At 61.5% G+C, this 17073-nt stretch carries 13 protein-coding genes; 9 read left to right on the top strand and 4 right to left on the bottom strand.

What is annotated here, in order from left to right; all coding sequences use genetic code 11:
- The first annotated feature begins 165 nt into the window (after window positions 1–165).
- Window positions 166–2862 carry a valine--tRNA ligase gene (locus ACTQXI_RS05415; protein ID WP_441548407.1) on the top strand — a complete coding sequence of 899 codons (2697 nt, stop codon included), beginning with the start codon at window positions 166–168 and terminating at the stop codon, window positions 2860–2862.
- A 277-nt stretch (window positions 2863–3139) separates the two neighbouring features.
- Window positions 3140–4483, top strand: a complete 1344-nt coding sequence (locus ACTQXI_RS05420; protein WP_441548408.1) for a bifunctional folylpolyglutamate synthase/dihydrofolate synthase — start codon at window positions 3140–3142, stop codon at window positions 4481–4483.
- 239 nt (window positions 4484–4722) lie between these two features.
- On the opposite strand, the gene ACTQXI_RS05425 is transcribed toward ACTQXI_RS05420, so the two are convergent.
- From ACTQXI_RS05425 to ACTQXI_RS05440, 4 genes are all read right to left on the bottom strand, one after another.
- Complete coding sequence (locus ACTQXI_RS05425; protein ID WP_441548409.1) at window positions 4723–5811, bottom strand: M24 family metallopeptidase; 1089 nt, start codon at window positions 5809–5811, stop codon at window positions 4723–4725.
- A gap of 466 nt (window positions 5812–6277) precedes the next feature.
- Window positions 6278–6676: a DUF1667 domain-containing protein gene (locus ACTQXI_RS05430; RefSeq protein WP_427728710.1), complete on the bottom strand. Its 399-nt coding sequence runs from the start codon at window positions 6674–6676 to the stop codon at window positions 6278–6280.
- 2 nt (window positions 6677–6678) lie between these two features.
- Complete coding sequence (locus tag ACTQXI_RS05435; RefSeq protein ID WP_441048652.1) at window positions 6679–8100, bottom strand: NAD(P)/FAD-dependent oxidoreductase; 1422 nt, start codon at window positions 8098–8100, stop codon at window positions 6679–6681.
- A 1-nt stretch (window position 8101) separates the two neighbouring features.
- Window positions 8102–9574 carry an NAD(P)/FAD-dependent oxidoreductase gene (locus tag ACTQXI_RS05440; RefSeq protein ID WP_441048653.1) on the bottom strand — a complete coding sequence of 491 codons (1473 nt, stop codon included), beginning with the start codon at window positions 9572–9574 and terminating at the stop codon, window positions 8102–8104.
- Between the two features lie 797 nt (window positions 9575–10371).
- On the opposite strand from ACTQXI_RS05440, the gene ACTQXI_RS05445 reads away from it, so the two are divergent.
- The 7 genes from ACTQXI_RS05445 to ACTQXI_RS05475 all read left to right on the top strand — a co-directional run.
- A complete protein-coding gene (locus tag ACTQXI_RS05445; protein ID WP_006234085.1) occupies window positions 10372–10803 on the top strand; it encodes a double zinc ribbon domain-containing protein in 432 nt (143 codons plus the stop codon).
- A 257-nt stretch (window positions 10804–11060) separates the two neighbouring features.
- The gene (thrS, locus tag ACTQXI_RS05450; protein WP_441016167.1) at window positions 11061–12824 is read left to right on the top strand and encodes a threonine--tRNA ligase; all 1764 of its coding nucleotides are present in this window, start codon (window positions 11061–11063) and stop codon (window positions 12822–12824) included.
- 323 nt (window positions 12825–13147) lie between these two features.
- Entirely contained in the window at window positions 13148–13738 is a 591-nt protein-coding gene (locus tag ACTQXI_RS05455; protein ID WP_441048654.1) for a hypothetical protein, read from the top strand.
- Between the two features lie 81 nt (window positions 13739–13819).
- Window positions 13820–14569 (top strand): sugar transferase, encoded by a 750-nt coding sequence (locus tag ACTQXI_RS05460; RefSeq protein WP_441048655.1) that lies wholly within the window; start codon window positions 13820–13822, stop codon window positions 14567–14569.
- Window positions 14570–15685 carry a glycosyltransferase family 4 protein gene (locus ACTQXI_RS05465; protein ID WP_441048656.1) on the top strand — a complete coding sequence of 372 codons (1116 nt, stop codon included), beginning with the start codon at window positions 14570–14572 and terminating at the stop codon, window positions 15683–15685.
- Between the two features lie 18 nt (window positions 15686–15703).
- Entirely contained in the window at window positions 15704–16840 is a 1137-nt protein-coding gene (locus ACTQXI_RS05470; protein WP_441048657.1) for a radical SAM/SPASM domain-containing protein, read from the top strand.
- The coding region (locus ACTQXI_RS05475) for a hypothetical protein (protein ID WP_441548410.1) at window positions 16841–17073 on the top strand (233 nt) is incomplete at its 3' end.

The following is a 17073-nucleotide window of genomic DNA, read 5'->3' on the forward strand; positions in this document are numbered from 1 at the left end:
CGGAGGCTATTTTATATATACGCAATAACCCCAACTACCTGTGTTATTCTGTGTGTTTGTTTAAGCCTCAGCGAAGTCGTATCAGACTGAAGTAATCGATACCTAAGGGGAGGAATGCAGACCCTGGCGGGCCTCCATTCCTCCCCGGTGGGACGGGAGAGATATATGGAAGAGATGCCCAAAAACTACGATCCGTCGACCAACGAGCCGGCGATCCTGCAGAAGTGGCTCGACGGCGGCTACTACAAGCGCCGTGAGGGCGTGGGCGACTGCACTGTCACCATTCCGCCTCCCAACGTGACCGGCAAGCTCCACATGGGTCACGCCACCGACGACTCCATCCAGGATGCCATCATCCGCATGGCCCGCATGCGCGGCAGGTCCACCCGCTGGGTGCTCGGTACCGACCACGCCGGCATCGCCACGCAGACCAAGGTCGACAAGAAGCTCAAGAGCGAGGGCATCAGCCGCCTGGAGATCGGCCGCGATAAGTTTGTCGACGCCTGCTGGGATTGGACCCACGAGTACGGCGGCATCATCGTCGAGCAGATCAAGCGTATGGGCTGCTCCGTCGACTTTGATAACGAGCGCTTTACCATGGACGAGGACTACGCCCAGGCCGTGCGCAAGGTGTTCTGCGACTGGTACCACGACGGCCTGATCTACCGCGGCAAGCGCATCGTCAACTGGTGCCCCAACTGCACCACCGCCATCTCGGACGACGAGGCCGAGTACAAGGACGAGAAGGGTCACCTGTGGCACCTGCGCTACCCGCTGACCGAGCCGGTCAACGGCCAGGACTACATCGTCGTCGCCACTACGCGCCCCGAGACCATGCTCGGCGACACGGGCGTGGCCGTCTCCCCGAAGGACCCCGAGAAGGCCGCCTTTGTGGGTAAGACCGTCAAGCTCCCCATCGTCGACCGTGAGATCCCCATCTTTGAGGATTGGCATGTCGACGCCAACTTTGGCTCCGGCTTTGTCAAGGTCACCCCGGCCCACGACCCCAACGACTACGCCATGGGTCAGGCCCACGACTTGCCGCAGATCAACATCTTTGACGAGCATGCGGTGGTCGTCGAGGGCTACGGCGAGTTTACCGGCATGACCCGCGAGGAGTGCCGCGAGGCCGTCATCAAGTGGTTTGAGGAGCACGACCTGCTCGATCACGTCGAGGATCACGATCACTCCGTCATGCACTGCTACCGTTGCGACTCCGCACTGGAGCCGTGGCTGTCCGAGCAGTGGTTTGTGGCCGTCGACAAGCTCAAGGGGCCGGCGCTCGATGCCGTCAACTCCGGCAAGGTGACCTTCCACCCCGCGCGTTGGACGCAGACCTATACCACCTGGATGGAGAACCTCAAGGACTGGTGCATCAGCCGCCAGCTGTGGTGGGGCCACCGTATTCCCGTGTTCTACTGCGAGGACTGCGGCTGGGAGGATGCCCTTACCGAGGACACCGACGTGTGCCCTAAGTGCGGCGGTCATCACGTGCATCAGGACGAGAACGTGCTGGACACCTGGTTCAGCTCGCAGCTGTGGACTTTCGCCACGCAGGGCTGGCCCCAAAAGCCGGAGCTGCTCGAGGGACATCACCCTACGACGGCACTCGTCACCGCGCGCGACATCATCGCGCTGTGGGTCGCCCGCATGGTCATGAGCTCGCTGTACTTCCTGGACGAGGTGCCGTTTAAGGACGTCGTCATCTACCCGACGATTCTTGCCAAGGACGGCAGCCGCATGTCCAAGTCCAAGGGCAACGGCGTTGACCCCATGGACCTCATTGGCATGTACGGTGCCGACGCCATGCGCTTCAACCTGCTGACGCTCTGCACCAACAACCAGGACGTCAAGTTTGACGCGAACATCGATAAGAAGACCAAGAAGCTTATCGACAGCCCGCGTACCGAGCAGGCCAAGTCGTTTGTGACCAAGATCTGGAACGCCAGCCGCTTCCTGCTTATGAACATGGAGGGCTACACGCCCGGCGAGCCCGTCGTGGAGACGCCGGCCGACGCCTGGATGTTCAGCCGTCTGGCCAAGGCCGTCAAGATGGTTACCGAGGGCATCGAGAACTACACCTTTGGCGACATGGCCCGCGGCGTGCAGCAGTTCTTCTGGAACGAGGTCTGCGACTGGTACGTCGAAGTCACCAAGGCGCGCCTGAAGGGCGAGGGCCGTCTCCAGGCGCAGCGAAACCTGATCTTTGTGCTCGATACCTCTATTCGTCTGATGCACCCGCTCATGCCGTTTGTCACCGAGGAGATCTGGGACAACATGCCGGCGAGCGTGCTCGACCTGGACGCCGAGGGCAACGTGGACCGCGCCGAGGCGCTCATGATCGCCAAGTGGCCCGAGCCTGCCGACTATGTCAAGTATGTCGACGAGGACGCCGAGCGCGCGTTTGAGCTGTGTCGCACCGTCGTTTCTGCCGCCCGCGCCACGCGTTCGCGTTATCGCTTGAGCCCCAAGGCCGAGCTCGACGTGGTCGTGCGTGCCGGTGCCGAGGACATCGAGAAGCTCGAGAGCCTGCGCTCGACCATCGAGCCGCTGGCCAATACCGCCTCGCTGGTCATGGGTACCGATGTTGAGAAGCCGGCCGCGAGCATCGCCGTGGTCGACAGCGGCGTCGAGGTCTTTGTGGTGCTCGAGGGCAAGGTTGACCTTTCGGCCGAGAAGGCACGTCTGGAGAAGGAGATTGCCGCGGCCCAGAAGGAGCTCGCCGGCTGCGAGAAGACGCTCGCCAACGAGGGCTTTGTGGCCAAGGCCGCGCCCGCGGTGGTTCAGAAGAAGAGGGACCGTGCAGCTGAGCTCAAGGAGATCCTGGGGGCGCTGACTGCTCAGGTTGCTGACTTCTCGTAGGCGTTACTGGGGGACGCGGTTTGGGGCATTGCTCGCTACTGCGGACAGTCCTGCTCGCACGAAGGCCACATTAAGTGGCCTTCGGCTCGTGCGGAACTTGTATCGAGCAAAGCCCCAAACCGCTCCCAGGTCGTTTACGTGGTTGTTTGCAACTGGTGGGTTAGGCCACTTGGCTGTGGCCTTGATTCTGCTGCAAAGCGGTGTTTGGCTGATATTTTGAATGGGAGGGGCTCGTTGTTGATTCGGGCCTCTTTTTATGTTGAGGGGACTTTGGGTTATGGCTAAGCGTTCTGGGTCGTATGTCGTTCCTTTCTCGTTTGAGTTGCTTTCGTTTGATGAGGCTGTGGGGCTTGCTGCCGATACGGGGCGGATTTCTGGGGATGCTGGTCCTCTGCTCGAGACGGTTGTCGATATGCTCGATGAGCTGGGGCGGCCGGACGAGTACTTTGATTGCATTCAGGTTGCCGGTACCAATGGCAAGACTTCGACGGCGCGTTTTTCGGCTGCTATCCTTCGCGGCGAGGGGCTCAAGGCTGCGCTTTATACGTCGCCGCAGCTTGTTCGCTATCCCGAGCGCATGGAGGTCGATGGGCACGTCGTGAGCGATGAGGCGTTTGCCCGTGGCGTTTCTGCTGCTGTTGAGGCGGGGCATCGAGTGAATGCGCGCCGCGTGGTGGCGGGGGAGCGTGCCTATACCATCACGCCGTTTGACCTGCTGACGGCCGCCGCGCTTGTGGTGTTTGCCGAGGCTCGCGTGGATGTTGCCGTGCTCGAGGTCGGCATGGGCGGTCGCTGGGACGCCACGAGCGCGACCGATCCCGTTGCCGTTGCCATCACGGGCATCGGACTCGATCACACGCGCATTCTGGGCGATACGCTCGAGGCCATTGCGGGGGAGAAGGCCGCCGTCATTAAGCCCGGACGCCTGGTTGTGCTGGGCGAGGGCACGCATGAGCCGAGCGTTCAGCGCGTTATGGACAACCGTTGTCGCGAGTGTGGTGTGGTGCCGCTGGTGGTGAGCCACGCCACGACCAAGGTGCCGGCGCATGTGGGCGATACGGTTGAGTTTAGCTGTACCACGCCGCGTGCGATTTATACGTCGAGCATGGTTAAGTCGGCGTATCAGCCGCAGAATGCCGCGTGCGCGATTATGCTCTGCGAGGGGTATCTGGGTCGCGAGCTCGACCATGAGGCGCTTGATGCTTCGCTTATGGGCTGCCCCACGCCGGGCCGTTTTGATGTGTTGGGAACCGACCCGCTCAAGCTGATCGACGCCTGCCATAACCCCCAGAGCTGCGAGAACTTTGTGAGCGCCTTGGACGAGATCGATCCGTGCGTAGAGAATCGCCCCACGTTGCTGTGCGCCGCGCTGGCAGACAAGGACGTGGCGGGTATCGTCGACGTGCTGATCCCGGCCTTCCCGCGCGTGGTCGTCACACAGACCGATTCCGATCGCGCCCTGCCGGCGGAGGAGCTTGCTGCCCTGGTGGATTCCGATAAGCTCGCAGGCGTGTACCCCAGCGTGTCCGAGGCCCTCGCAGCCTTTGAGGCCGCAGGCGAGCCCTTCGTAGCAGCAGGTACCATCACCCTGGCCGGCGAAGTTGCCGGTCTGCTCCGCTAGATCCCTTCCGCAGGGTAGCTAGTTTGCCTGCTCGCCACGAAATGGGCCTATCTACTACGTTTGACCGGCTACCCTCAACCATGCCGAGAATCGCAAAATCAAAACCGCAGGTAGAAGGCTTGCCAATTTTCAAAAAATACCCGCATGGTCGCCCCATGCGGGTTAAACGTAGTAGATAGGCCCATATCGTGGCGGCATTCATGTGATGCGGCAAAGGGGCTGTCCCTTTGCCGCATTGCCTAGTCTAGGCGGACCGGATCGTGGGGGTAGGCGTTGAGAATCTCGACGCCGCTCTCGGTGACCAGGGCAAGGTCCTCGATGCGGACGCCGGTGCGGCCGGGGAGGTAGATGCCCGGCTCGATGGAAAACGTCATGCCCGTCTCCACGACCTGCTCGTTGACGAGCGAGACGTCACCCGGCTCGTGGTCTTGCAGGCCGATCGAGTGTCCCAGACGGTGCGTAAAGTACTTGCCATAACCCGCGTCCTCAATCACGTCGCGCGCGGCACGGTCCAGATCGCACATACGCACGCCCGGGGCGATGAGCGCCTCAGCGGCCTCGTTGGCGCGGCGCACGATGTCGTAGATGCGCGCCGTCTCCTCGTCCGGCTCGCCCCAAAAGAACGTTCGCGTCATGTCCGAGCAATAGTTGCGGCGACGCCCGCCAATGTCGAACAGCACCACGTCGCCACGCTTGAGTACCGTATCGTCTGGCTCGTGGTGCGGGTCGCCGGCGTTGGCGCCAAAGCTCACGATGGGCGGAAAGCTAAAGCCCTCGCAATCGTGCTTGCGATACAGGCCAAGCATCTGGTCGGCGATCTCGCGCTCCGTCACGCCTTCGTGGACGAGCTCGATCGCGTCGGCCATCACGGCGTCGTTAGCGGCCGAGGACACGCGCATAAGCTCCTGCTCGGCGGCGTCTTTGTAGGTTCGCGCGGCGGTCACGGCAAAATCGCCTAGGAAGAATTCGCTCGCGGCATGGCGCTCCATGAGGGGCATCAAGAAGCCGGAGCGCATGACGGTGTCGATGCCGAGCGGTTTGGTCGGATCAACCTCGCGAGCGATGGCGTCGGCCACGACGTCGGTATCGGTGTGGTACGCGACGCGGGCATTGTCATACTCGGGCAACTGATGCAGCGCGTTGACCAAGATCACGGGCTCGCTACCGCGTGCGAGCAGTACGCCGCAAAAACGCTCGAACATATCGGCATAAAAGCCGGTCAGGTAATAAATCGACCACGGGTCGTTTACGAGCAGCTGCGCGCCGGGGTGCTGAGCCTCGAGCGCATCGAGCACGCGTGCCACGCGCTGGTCATCGACATGTGCCATACATCGTCCTTTCGTTAGGTTGCCACCATGGTATCCCCAATGCCAGGGTAGTCAATTTGGGACGGGGCTATTTTAGCTGCGTCAAACATGCGAGCTGATAGGTAAAAGTAGTCAATATGGTCCCGTCCCAAATGGGCTGGTTTCAAAACTATGGCGGATTACGGGGCTGGACCTGTATTACTTGACCATGGGAAAAATCGCGAAATTAAAACCGCAGGTAGAAGGCTTATCAAAAATCGAAAATTGCCGGTATGGGTGGGGGTCTCCGAATCAGCCCCGTAATCCGGCATAGTTTTGAAATGGCACTAAAGTAGGCACAAGCTAAATACCGATCCCAAGGCAAGTTGCGGTGGAATCGTTCCTTGATGCCGGGGTTTTGGCGGAAATCGGGAATTATTTCACCGCAATTGAGGAGGGGCGGGGCGGATGCGGGGTAGCTAAAAGAGCACCGTCCCAAACGAGCTGCTTAGGCCGGGTCGATGTCCATGCTGGCGATGAGGTCGGTACCGGTGTCTAGGAGGTTGGGGAGGACTACATCGCCCATGCGGATGGGGGCTTTGACCACTAGGCCGCGGATGAGGTCCATGGTCTGGGCATGGAGTTCGAGCGGGATGGCTTCGGCCGTGCGGACGGGCAGCAGCGCCTCGTCGCCGCCTGATACCGCCACGGTGGTAGTGAGGACGCGCATGGGGCAGGTGAGCTCCTGATGTGCGAACTTATCGCCGCGCGGGCAGCTGTTGCCGGTCACGGCGCGCACCGTCGCCACGCGGTCGTCGGCCCCGCGCTCCACTTCCACCGTAAGGAGGCACTCGGATGGGCAGGTGGTGCAGTTGAACTGTAGCGTCTCGATCGCATTTGTGCTCATGGCTATGCCTCCTCGACGGGCTCGACGGAAAGGATAATCTCGCTGGCACCCAGGTCGAGCGCTCGCTGTATCACCTTTGCCGGCAGCGGGAAGCTTTCCATAACGCTCGGTTTAAACGCGCGGACCTTGCCCGTAAGCAGTTCCTCGTCGCCCGCCAGAATGCGCACGCGGGCGGCATCGACCGGCCGGCGCACGCGGAAGTTGAGCCTGGTGAGTGCCACGGCCGTAATGCGTCCCGGCAGCGCGTAGCCGGCAATGTCGGCAGGGGAGACCGTGAGCTGGCAGCCAGCGCCCGTCTCGACATCCGTGCCGGTCCCCAGCGCGTACGTCGCTGCAGCCGCACCGGCACGCTCGGACTCGGCCGTCACGTTATCGGCCAGGTCGTGCACGTGCAGCACGTTGCCGCAGGCAAAGATGCCTGGCACGCCCGTCTGCAGGCTCTGGTCCACCACGGCGCCGCGCGTGCGCGGGTCAAGCTCAACACCCGCGCCTACCGAAAGCTCGTTCTCGGGAATCAAACCCACCGAAAGCAGCAGTGTGTCGCACGGAACGATGCGCTCGGTCCCCGGAATGGGCGCCAGATTTTCGTCGACCTGGCTCACCTCGACGGCCTCCACGCGGTCGTGCCCAATCACGCGTGTGACGGTGGTGGACAGGTGCAGCGGAATGCCAAAATCGTCCAGGCAGTTCTTCACATTGCGGCGCAGGCCGTTGGCGTATGGCATAAGCTCGTACACGCCCTCGACCGAAATCCCCTCGAGCGTGCAGCGACGCGCCATGATGAGCCCAATGTCGCCCGAGCCTAAAATGACGGCGCGCGAGCCGGGCTTGAGGTTGTCGATGTTGATGTATCGCTGCGCCAGGCCGGCGGTAAACACGCCGGCGGGGCGGCTGCCGGGAATCTTGATCTCGCTGCGCGTGCGCTCGCGACACCCCATGGCAAGGACGACGGCGCGCCCGGTGAGCTGCAACACGCCGGCGGGGCTCATGAGCGTGACGGTGTGTGCCGAGGCATCGCTCGCCGCGCCACTTGCGCCCGTGCCTGCGACTTTGTCCTCGCTTGAGTCGATCCCAATCACCATACTGTCCAGGAACAGTGCGATATCGGTTTCGCGCACCTGGTCGATTAAGCGCTGTGCGTACTCGGGACCGGTCAGTTCCTGCTTAAAGTGTGAGAGGCCAAAGCCCGGGTGGATGCACTGGCGCAGGATGCCGCCCAGGTGCTGTTCGCGCTCAACGATGGCCACGCGCGCTCCGGCCTTGTGTGCGGCAAGTGCGGCCGCCATGCCGGCAGGTCCGCCGCCGATAACGACTACGTCGAACGCCTGCGTCTGCACGGCGCCGGCAGCAATTGATACCCTGTCGGCATCTGCGCAAGTGCACTCGACGCCCGATACCGCACCCATATCGATACTCGTCGCCATCCTAGCGCACCCCCTTCAAAGGTCCCTCAACGAGCCACGAGCCAGTGTCCTCCAGCAGCACCTCGCTGGGATCGCAGCCCAGCTCGCGGGCCAGAATCCGCACCACTCGGCTCTGGCAAAAGCCGCTCTGGCACCGACCCATGCCGGCGCGGCAACGGCGTTTGACGCCCTCGACCGAGACCGCACCCGGGCGGTGTCGAATCGCGGCCACGATTTCGGCTTCGGGCACCGTCTCGCAGCGGCAGACAATCTGCCCCCACGCGGGGTCGGACTCGATCAGCTCTTCCTTGCGCGCAAGCGGCGCACGGTCGAAGTCGTCCGGCGCGCGGCGAATCGGATCCCAATCGGCCCGCTCGCGCAAAGCAACACCCGCCTCGCGCATCACGTGCTCCATGCGCTCGGCAATGGCCGGAGCGCTCGCTACGCCCGGCGACTGAATGCCCGCCGCCTGGAACAGCCACGGTACCACGGCGGACTGTCCAATAAAAAAGTCGTTCGTTCCCTTAATGACCGGACGCCCGCCGGCAAACGCTCGCACCACGCGGCGCGTGTCCAGGTCGGGCACCAGCTTGCGCGCGCCGCTCAGCAGAGCGTCGACATCGCTCGCATAGGTCTGCGTGTCGCCCGCCTCGCGCACAGCGGCCGTCGCGGTGATCACCGTGTTGCCGTGGACGGTGCCCGTGACGATGACGCCCTTGGAAACCGGCGTGGGAACGGGGTAGAGCGGCATGAGTGCACGCGGCTCCTTGTCCAGCACCACAATGTTACCCTGGCGCCAGACCATCTGGAACTCCTCGGCGCCCGCCATATGCGAGATGTCTGCGGCGCCGTTGCCCGCCGCGTTAATCAAATAGCGGCAGCGCACATCACCGGCCGGTGTCACCAGCGTAAAACGAGCGGTCCCGTCACCGCTCATGTCGCCAGCGCCGGGAGCTACCTCGATCGTCTCCACCGGTGCGGAGCGCACAAACGTCACGCCGTTGGCGACCGCGTTCTCCATCGCGGCGATGGCGACCTCAAACGGATCGACATAGCCGGTCGAGGGACACCACAGCGCGCACGTGGCCTGGGCGCTGGCGCGCGGCTCCAACTCGTGGATGCGCTCGGCCCCGATGATCGCCAACTCGGGTACGCCGTTTGCCAGCCCGTTGCTTTGCAGCTGCTCCAGCTGCGCGCGGTCTTGGTCGCTAAAGCCCAGCACCATGGACCCGGTGCGGCAAAACAAAAAGCCCAGCTCCTGGGCCCACGTGCCATATAGCTCGCAGCCGCGGGCGTTGACCTGCGCCTTTACGGTGCCCGGCGCCGGATCGTAGCCGGCGTGCACCAGGCCGCCGTTGGCCTTCGACGCGCCCAGGGCAATGTCGTTGGCCGCCTCGACCACGCAGATGGACAGGTCATAGCGTGCGAGCTGCCGCGCGATGGCGCATCCGGTGATGCCCGCGCCCACAATCGCGATATCAAACGTTTCCGTCACAGTGCCTCCAAGACGAGTTGACAGGCTGTCAATAAGGCTATCCTACGGTGTGCGCATCCCCCGCGCAGTGGCAATGCGGCGAACAGCCCCGCTGCATCCGCCAACGGCAGGCGAGGGGAGACTCAGGTCAATCGGTGACCTCGTCTGGCACCCCTGTTGTCAAAGGTTTGTCTCGTTCTGTAACGGTAAGCAGAAGAGTTGGGTTCCAGATGTTACAGATCGAGACGTTTGCCAGGCGGGCCTTCTGTTTGTCTTGATTTGTAACAGTAAGAGTAGAAAATCGGTCCTATGTGTTACAGATTGAGATTTAAAGTCAGGGAGAGGTCATCTGTCTCGATCTGTAACATCTCGGGACCGTTTTGGGGTCTAGATGTTACAGATTTAGATGAACCCATCAGTCGGTTTCGAATGTCTAAATCTGTAACAGTTAGACCTGTTTTTGCCGAGTTGTTGTTACAGATTGAGATATTGAGATTGGACATTTTCCTTTGTCTTGATCTGTAACAGATAGAAGGATTTCTGGCCCCTAGTTGTTACAGATTGAGATATTTAACGGAGGGCTCACCGTTCATCTTGATCGGTAACAGTAGGGACTGATTTTGGAGTCAAGATGTTACAGATCGAGATTGTAGTCGGGGAGAGAACGGTTTATCTAATTCTGTAACATCTGGACCCGGATTCCGCTCTCACCTGTTACAGATTGAGATGTTTCTATCCGCCCATGCCTACGACCTGCCAAATCGTTAACCCCCGTGTTACACTAACTCGAGTTGTAACTACCCCGAAAGGTATCCGTAATGTCCAAGTACATCTCCGAGCTCATGTCGCCGCAGCTTATGGGCGTCATCTATGCCTTTGTTGGCTTTATCATCGCCCTGTACGTGCTGTCGGTCGTCTATGTGTTTATTGACGCCCGTCGCCGCGGCGCCAGCGCTTACGTGGCATGGGGCATCATTGCCCTCATCCCGTTTGTAGGCCTCATCGCCTACCTGGTCCTGCGCCCGCACTCCTATGCGGCCGACCGCGAGGAGCAGGAGCTGGACATGGCCTTGCGCGAGCGTCAGCTTGCCCAGTACGGCACCTGCCCGCAGTGCGGTGCGCCCATCGAGAAGGACTTTGTGGTCTGCCCGGTGTGCGACACCCAGGTTCGCAACGTGTGCCCCAGCTGCCATCGCCCGCTCGACGCGCACTGGAAGGTCTGCCCCTACTGCCGAACTCGCATTCAGTAGCGCATCCATCGCCGGGCCGGCCGCAAGCCACGGGCCCCGCGCGCCACGCGAACGCCGCGCGCCCTGCACCCGCCCCACGCGATGAAGCATGCGTAGAAATTCGCCCGCCGTGCCATTCAGGTGCGGCGGGCGCTTGTATACCTAGGTAACCTGCCTATAATGATGCAAGTCAAAACGCACGCGCCGGCAAGCGCAATGCACACCGCACGGCGCCAAGCAGCACTTGCACAAGGCATCCGAGAGGAGAAAACATACCCATGAAGGCACTCTACAATGACGGTTCGGTGGCCGAGCTCCCGCAGGACGAGGTCACGCACGTCATCCGCCACTCCGCCGCGCATATCATGGCGCAGGCCATCAAGCGCCTGTACCCCCAGGCCGATTTTGCCTACGGCCCCGCGACCGACAACGGCTTTTACTACGACGTCGACCTGCCCGAGGGCGTCAAGATCAGCGAGGACGACTTCCCCGCGATCGAGGCCGAGATGAAAAAGATCGTCAAGGAGAACCTCAAGTTCTCCGTGTACGAGAAGTCCCGTGCCGAGGCCATCGCCCTTATGGAGGAGCGCGGCGAGAAGTACAAGGTCGAGCACATCGGCGATCTGGACGACGACGCCCGCATCACCTTCTACCAGCAGGGCGACTACATCGACATGTGCGTCGGCCCTCACATCTGCTACACCAAGGCCCTCAAGGCCTTTAAGCTTACCGGCGTCTCGGGCGCCTACTGGAAGGGCGACAAGGACAACAAGATGCTCACCCGCATCAACGGCGTCGCCTTTGCCACCAAGGAAGAGCTCGACGAGCACATGCGCATGCTGGAGGAGGCCAAGAAGCGCGACCACCGCAAGATCGGCCGCGAGATGGACCTCTTTATGATGCGCGACGAGGCCCCCGGCTTCCCGTTCTTCCTGCCCAACGGCATGATCCTTAAGAACACGCTGCTGGACTACTGGCGCGAGATCCACCACAAGGCCGGCTACGTGGAGATCTCCACGCCGCTCATCATGAACAAGCAGCTGTGGAAGACCTCGGGCCATTGGGACCACTACAAGGACAACATGTACTCCACCGTCATCGACGACGAAGAGTACTGCATTAAGCCCATGAACTGCCCGGGCGGTGTGCTGGTGTACGCCTCCAAGCCGCACTCCTACCGCGAGCTGCCCATCCGCGCCGGCGAGATTGGCCTGGTGCACCGCCACGAGCTGCGCGGAGCCCTGCACGGCCTGTTCCGCGTGCGCTGCTTTAACCAGGACGACGCCCACCTGTTTGTGCGCCCCGACCAGCTGACCGACGAGATTGTGGGCGTGGTCAACCTTATCGACTCCGTATACCAGAAGTTTGGCTTTAAGTATCACGTTGAGCTTTCCACCCGCCCCGAGGACTCCATGGGTTCTGACGAGGACTGGGCACGAGCCGAAGAGGGCCTGCGCACCGCTCTGGAGCAGCTGCACATGGACTACGAGGTCAACGAGGGCGACGGCGCCTTCTACGGCCCCAAGATCGACTTCCACCTGGAGGACTCGCTCGGCCGTACCTGGCAGTGCGGTACCGTGCAGCTCGACTTCCAGATGCCGCTCAACTTTGATCTGGAGTACGTGGACGCCGACGGCACCAAGAAGCGCCCCATTATGCTGCACCGCGTGTGCTTTGGCTCCATCGAGCGCTTTATTGGCATTCTGATCGAGCACTTTGCGGGCAAGTTCCCCACCTGGCTGGCTCCCGTGCAGGTCAAGGCGCTTCCGGTCTCCGAGAAGAGCCGCGACTACGCCCACGAGGTGTGCGCCAAGCTTGAGGAGGCCGGCATTCGCGTGGTCTGCGACGACCGCGACGAGAAGATCGGCTACAAGATCCGCGAGGCCCGCAGCATCGACCGCGTGCCCTATATGCTCATCCTGGGCGAGAAGGAGGTCGAGGCCGGCAACATCTCCGTCCGCGATCGCTCCAACGAGACCGTTCAGATGAGTGTTGACGAGTTTGTGGCCAAGGTGACCGAGGAGATTAAGACTCGCGCCTAAGGCAAACTACACAACAACTAAAGGCGACCGTGCACAAAGGGCGGTCGCCTTTTTTAATGCCCAAACGAGAAAAAGCCGCTGATACAGCGGCTTTTTTTGTTGCACAAAAAGGTACAGGTTTCTGTAGAGGCGTATGGAGATGTGTCTACCGGCAGTACATTTTGCGTAATCTGCGCAAACGTTAATAAATTGCTCGTATAATGGCCTGTATCGAAAGATACAAAAACCTGTACTTTTGCGACTGCGCCTAGCTGCGAGCGAGAAGCCTGTTCTAAACGCCCCTGCATTTGCGTGCATCGCAAAGCAAGAGAAGGGGGCGAGAGATGGAACAGACGGCACGGCGCCAAGAGCAGCTGCCGGGCGCATTTAACGGCGCCACCACCAATAGCCAGCACGGCCGCGTCCGCTGGTATCTGGTCCACACCCCCAACGGTAAAGAGCGCGAGACCTGCGAAAAGGTCCGCCGCATTATCCCGCACGAGTTGATGCAGGACGCTTTTGTGATGCAAAAGGAGTTCTGGTTTAAGCGGGACGGCGCTTGGTCGCTCCAAACCAAACCTATGTACAAGGAATACTTCTTCGTCGCCACGCGCGATGCCGCCGCGCTCGATAGGGCTTTGGCCCAGTTGAGCTTTGGCTGTCGCATCGCCGGCAGTAGGGAGCGGGCGTACATGCCCATGCCGGACGATGCGCAGGACTGGTACCGCAGCGTACTGGACGACGACGGCGTGGTGCGCAACAGCGTAGCCCGCATAGAAGACGGTGTGCTGCACATAGAGCAGGGGCCCTTGGTAGGGCAAGAAGCCCGGGTTAAGAAGATCGACCGTCATAAGCGCTGGTGCCTGGTAGACGTGGGCGAAGGCGACTCCGCTTTTAGGGAGCTGCTTCCGTTAGACGTGCCCAGTAAGACGTAAGGGGACGTCGCACTGGCAATTCATTCGCAATTTGAATTCATCGATTGGGGGATCCCTGGGGGCAGGGACGTGGATTTGAACTTGACTAGTAAAGAAGTGACAGGGCAAAACGCGCCGGTGGGGGCTGCGCTTGTTGCCCAGGCAATGAGCGGCGGTGACGCGAGCATGCGCTACAAGGCCATGCAGGCCGTGAAGGACTGGGACCGCACGCACCTGGCCTACCGCACCGTCAAGCGCGCCTTCGACATCGTGTTCAGCGGCTGCGTGCTGGTAGTCATCGCCATACCCAGCCTGGTGCTGGCCGCGGCCATCCGCCTGGAGAGCGAGGGCAACCCGTTCTACAGCCAGATCCGCGTGGGCCAGACCCACCGCGACGGCAGCCTGTCCACCTTCCGCATGTGGAAGTTCCGCAGCATGTACAAAGACGCCGACGAGCGCCTCGCCGAGCTCAAGGAGCAGAACGAGATCGCCGGCGCCATGTTCAAGATGAAGGAAGACCCGCGCGTCACCAAGATCGGCAAGTTCATCCGCAAGCACTCCATCGACGAGTTCCCGCAGTTCCTGAACGTGTTCCTGGGCCAGATGTCGGTCGTGGGCCCGCGCCCGCCTCTGCCCAACGAGGTTGCGGAGTACACCGAGTACGACCTGCAGCGCCTGGCCGTGAAGCCCGGGATCACCGGCTGGTGGCAGGTTACCGATCGAAACTCAACTGGTTTTGATGGCATGGTGCAGCGCGATCTTGAGTACATCGTTAATCGAGGCATTTTGACCGACCTCAAGATTATTGTCTTGACGGTTATTGAGGTCATCACCGGCAAGGGTGCGTGCTAGATGCGCATCGCGATGATCGGACATAAGAGATACGGCTCCCGCGAGGGTGGCGTGGAGGTCGTCGTGACCGAGCTCGCCCGCCGCATGGCGGCGCTCGGCCACGAGGTCACCTGTTATGACCGTTCCGGTGCGGACGTCATGACCGGCGACGCCGCGGACTGCCACGAGCGCACCGTCGACGGCGTGCGCGTCGTCCCCGTGAGGACGATAGACAAGAAGGGGCTCGCCGCGCTGAGCTCCTCGTACTTCGCCACCCTGGCGGCCATCAAGAACAGGCCCGACGTGATCCACTACCACGCCGAGGGTCCCTGCGTGCCACTGCCTCTGGTCAGGCACGCCGGCATCCGCACCGTCGCCACCATCCACGGCCTGGACTGGCAGCGCGCCAAGTGGGGGAAGCTCGCCAGCACGTACATCAAGATGGGGGAGAGGGCGGCCGCCACCAAGGCCGACGGCCTCGTCGTCCTGTCCAAATCGGCCCAGTTCTATTTTCAGGACGCCTACGGCCGCACGGCGACGTTCATCCCCAACGGTATCGAGGTAAAACAGCCGAGACCGGTCAATCAGATAAAGGAGGAGTGGGGGCTCGACGAGGGCTCCTACCTGCTGTACCTGGGCCGGCTCGTTCCCGAGAAGCGCCCCGAGCTCCTGATCGATGCCTTCAAGGGACTTGATACAGATAAGAAACTTGTCATCGCCGGCGGCGGTTCGGACACCTCCGAGTACGAGGTGTCCCTTCGCGAGGCCGCGCAGGGCGACCCCCGCATCCTCTTCACCGGCTTCGTGAACGGCGAGCCCCTGGAGGAGCTTTACTCCAACTGCTACGCCTACGTACTGCCGTCCGATGTCGAGGGCATGCCCATGAGCCTGCTGGAGGCGATGGCATATGGCTGCTGCTGCGTGACGAGCGACATCCCCGAGTGCGCGGACGTCCTCGCCGGCAACGGCGTGACGTTCGAGAAGGGCAGTGCCGATTCCCTGCGGGCCACGCTGCAAGGCCTGCTCGCTGACAGTGTCCGCGGGAGAGTCCTCGGCGGCGCCGCCAAGGCACACGTCGAGAAATCCTACAACTGGGACTCCGTCGTCGAGCGGACCCTCGAATTGTATTCAGCTTGATTTTGAAAGGTTAAATAGATGGTCGAAAAGAAACTCAACGGTACCGTCATCGTCACCTACCGCTGCAACGCGCGCTGCACCATGTGCAACCGCTACAAGGCTCCCAGCCGTCCGGAGGAGGAGCTCTCCCTCGACGTGATCAAGAAGCTCCCACGTATGTACTTCACCAACATCACCGGTGGTGAGCCCTTTATCAGGACCGACCTTGCAGATATCGTGCGCGAGCTGTACAAGAAGTCCGACCGTATCGTCATTTCCACCAATGGCTTCTTTACGGATCGCATCATCGCTCTTGCCGAGGAATTCCCCCAGGTGGGAATTCGCATCTCCATCGAGGGCTTGCAGCAGACCAACGATGAGATCCGTGGTCTCCAGGATGGCTTCAACCGCGGCTACGAGACGCTCAAGAAGCTTGTGGAAATGAAGCACCCGGACGTGGGCTTTGGCATGACGGTGCAGGATCGCAACGCTGCGGACTTGGTGCAGCTGTACAAGCTTTCCGACGAGCTCGGCATGGAGTTCGCCACCGCCAGCCTGCACAACAGCTTCTACTTTGTCGAGGCGAAGAACATCATCAAGGACCGTCCCATGGTGGCCCAGAACTTCGAGGACCTGGTAAACGAGCTCCTCAAGTCCAACGAGCCCAAGAAGTGGTTCCGCGCGTACTTCAACATGGGCCTCATCAACTACATCTATGGGCAGAAGCGCCTGCTCCCGTGCGATATGGCGTTCGACACGTTCTTCATCGACCCCTACGGCGACGTAATGCCCTGCAACGGCACCAAGGAGAAGCTCGTTATGGGCAACCTTAACGACGAGTCCTGGGATGAGCTGTGGGGGAGCGCCCAGGCCGAGAAGGTACGCGGCTGCGTGCGCCACTGCGACCGCAACTGCTGGATGATCGGCTCCGTGTCTCCGGCCATGCACAAGTACATCTGGAAACCCGCGTCGTGGGTGCTGGCGCACAAGCTCAAGCCCGGCAAGAAGTTCGACATGCACGAGCTCCCCATCGTGCGCGACTACGAGTCGGGCAAGGTGACGAAGGAGGAGCTGGACGCTCTTTCCACCTGCGACATGCACGCCGCGATCAACGACGGCCTCTCCGACGCGAGCCGAGCCGACGCCCACGTGTACGAGACCGAGGAGGCGCTGTAGGTGGCCCCGCTCGACCTCATATGCATGGGGCTCGTCCTGGCGCTCATCGCGGCGGTGGGCGTCGGAGGCGCTCGGCGCCATCCTGCTAGGGAGGATTTCTTCAGCAAGGAGGAGTCCAACGCTGTTTGTGTCAAGCTCGGGCTTTCAATTGAGGCAGCGGTTCTTTTCACACGTGGCAAGGAAAGGTTTCAGGTTTGGCAAAGGCGTGCCTCTTTCTCTCTTTGGCTTTGCCT

The organism is Collinsella sp. LCP19S3_C9, assembly GCF_052121575.1.
Classification (GTDB): Bacteria; Actinomycetota; Coriobacteriia; order Coriobacteriales; family Coriobacteriaceae; genus Collinsella.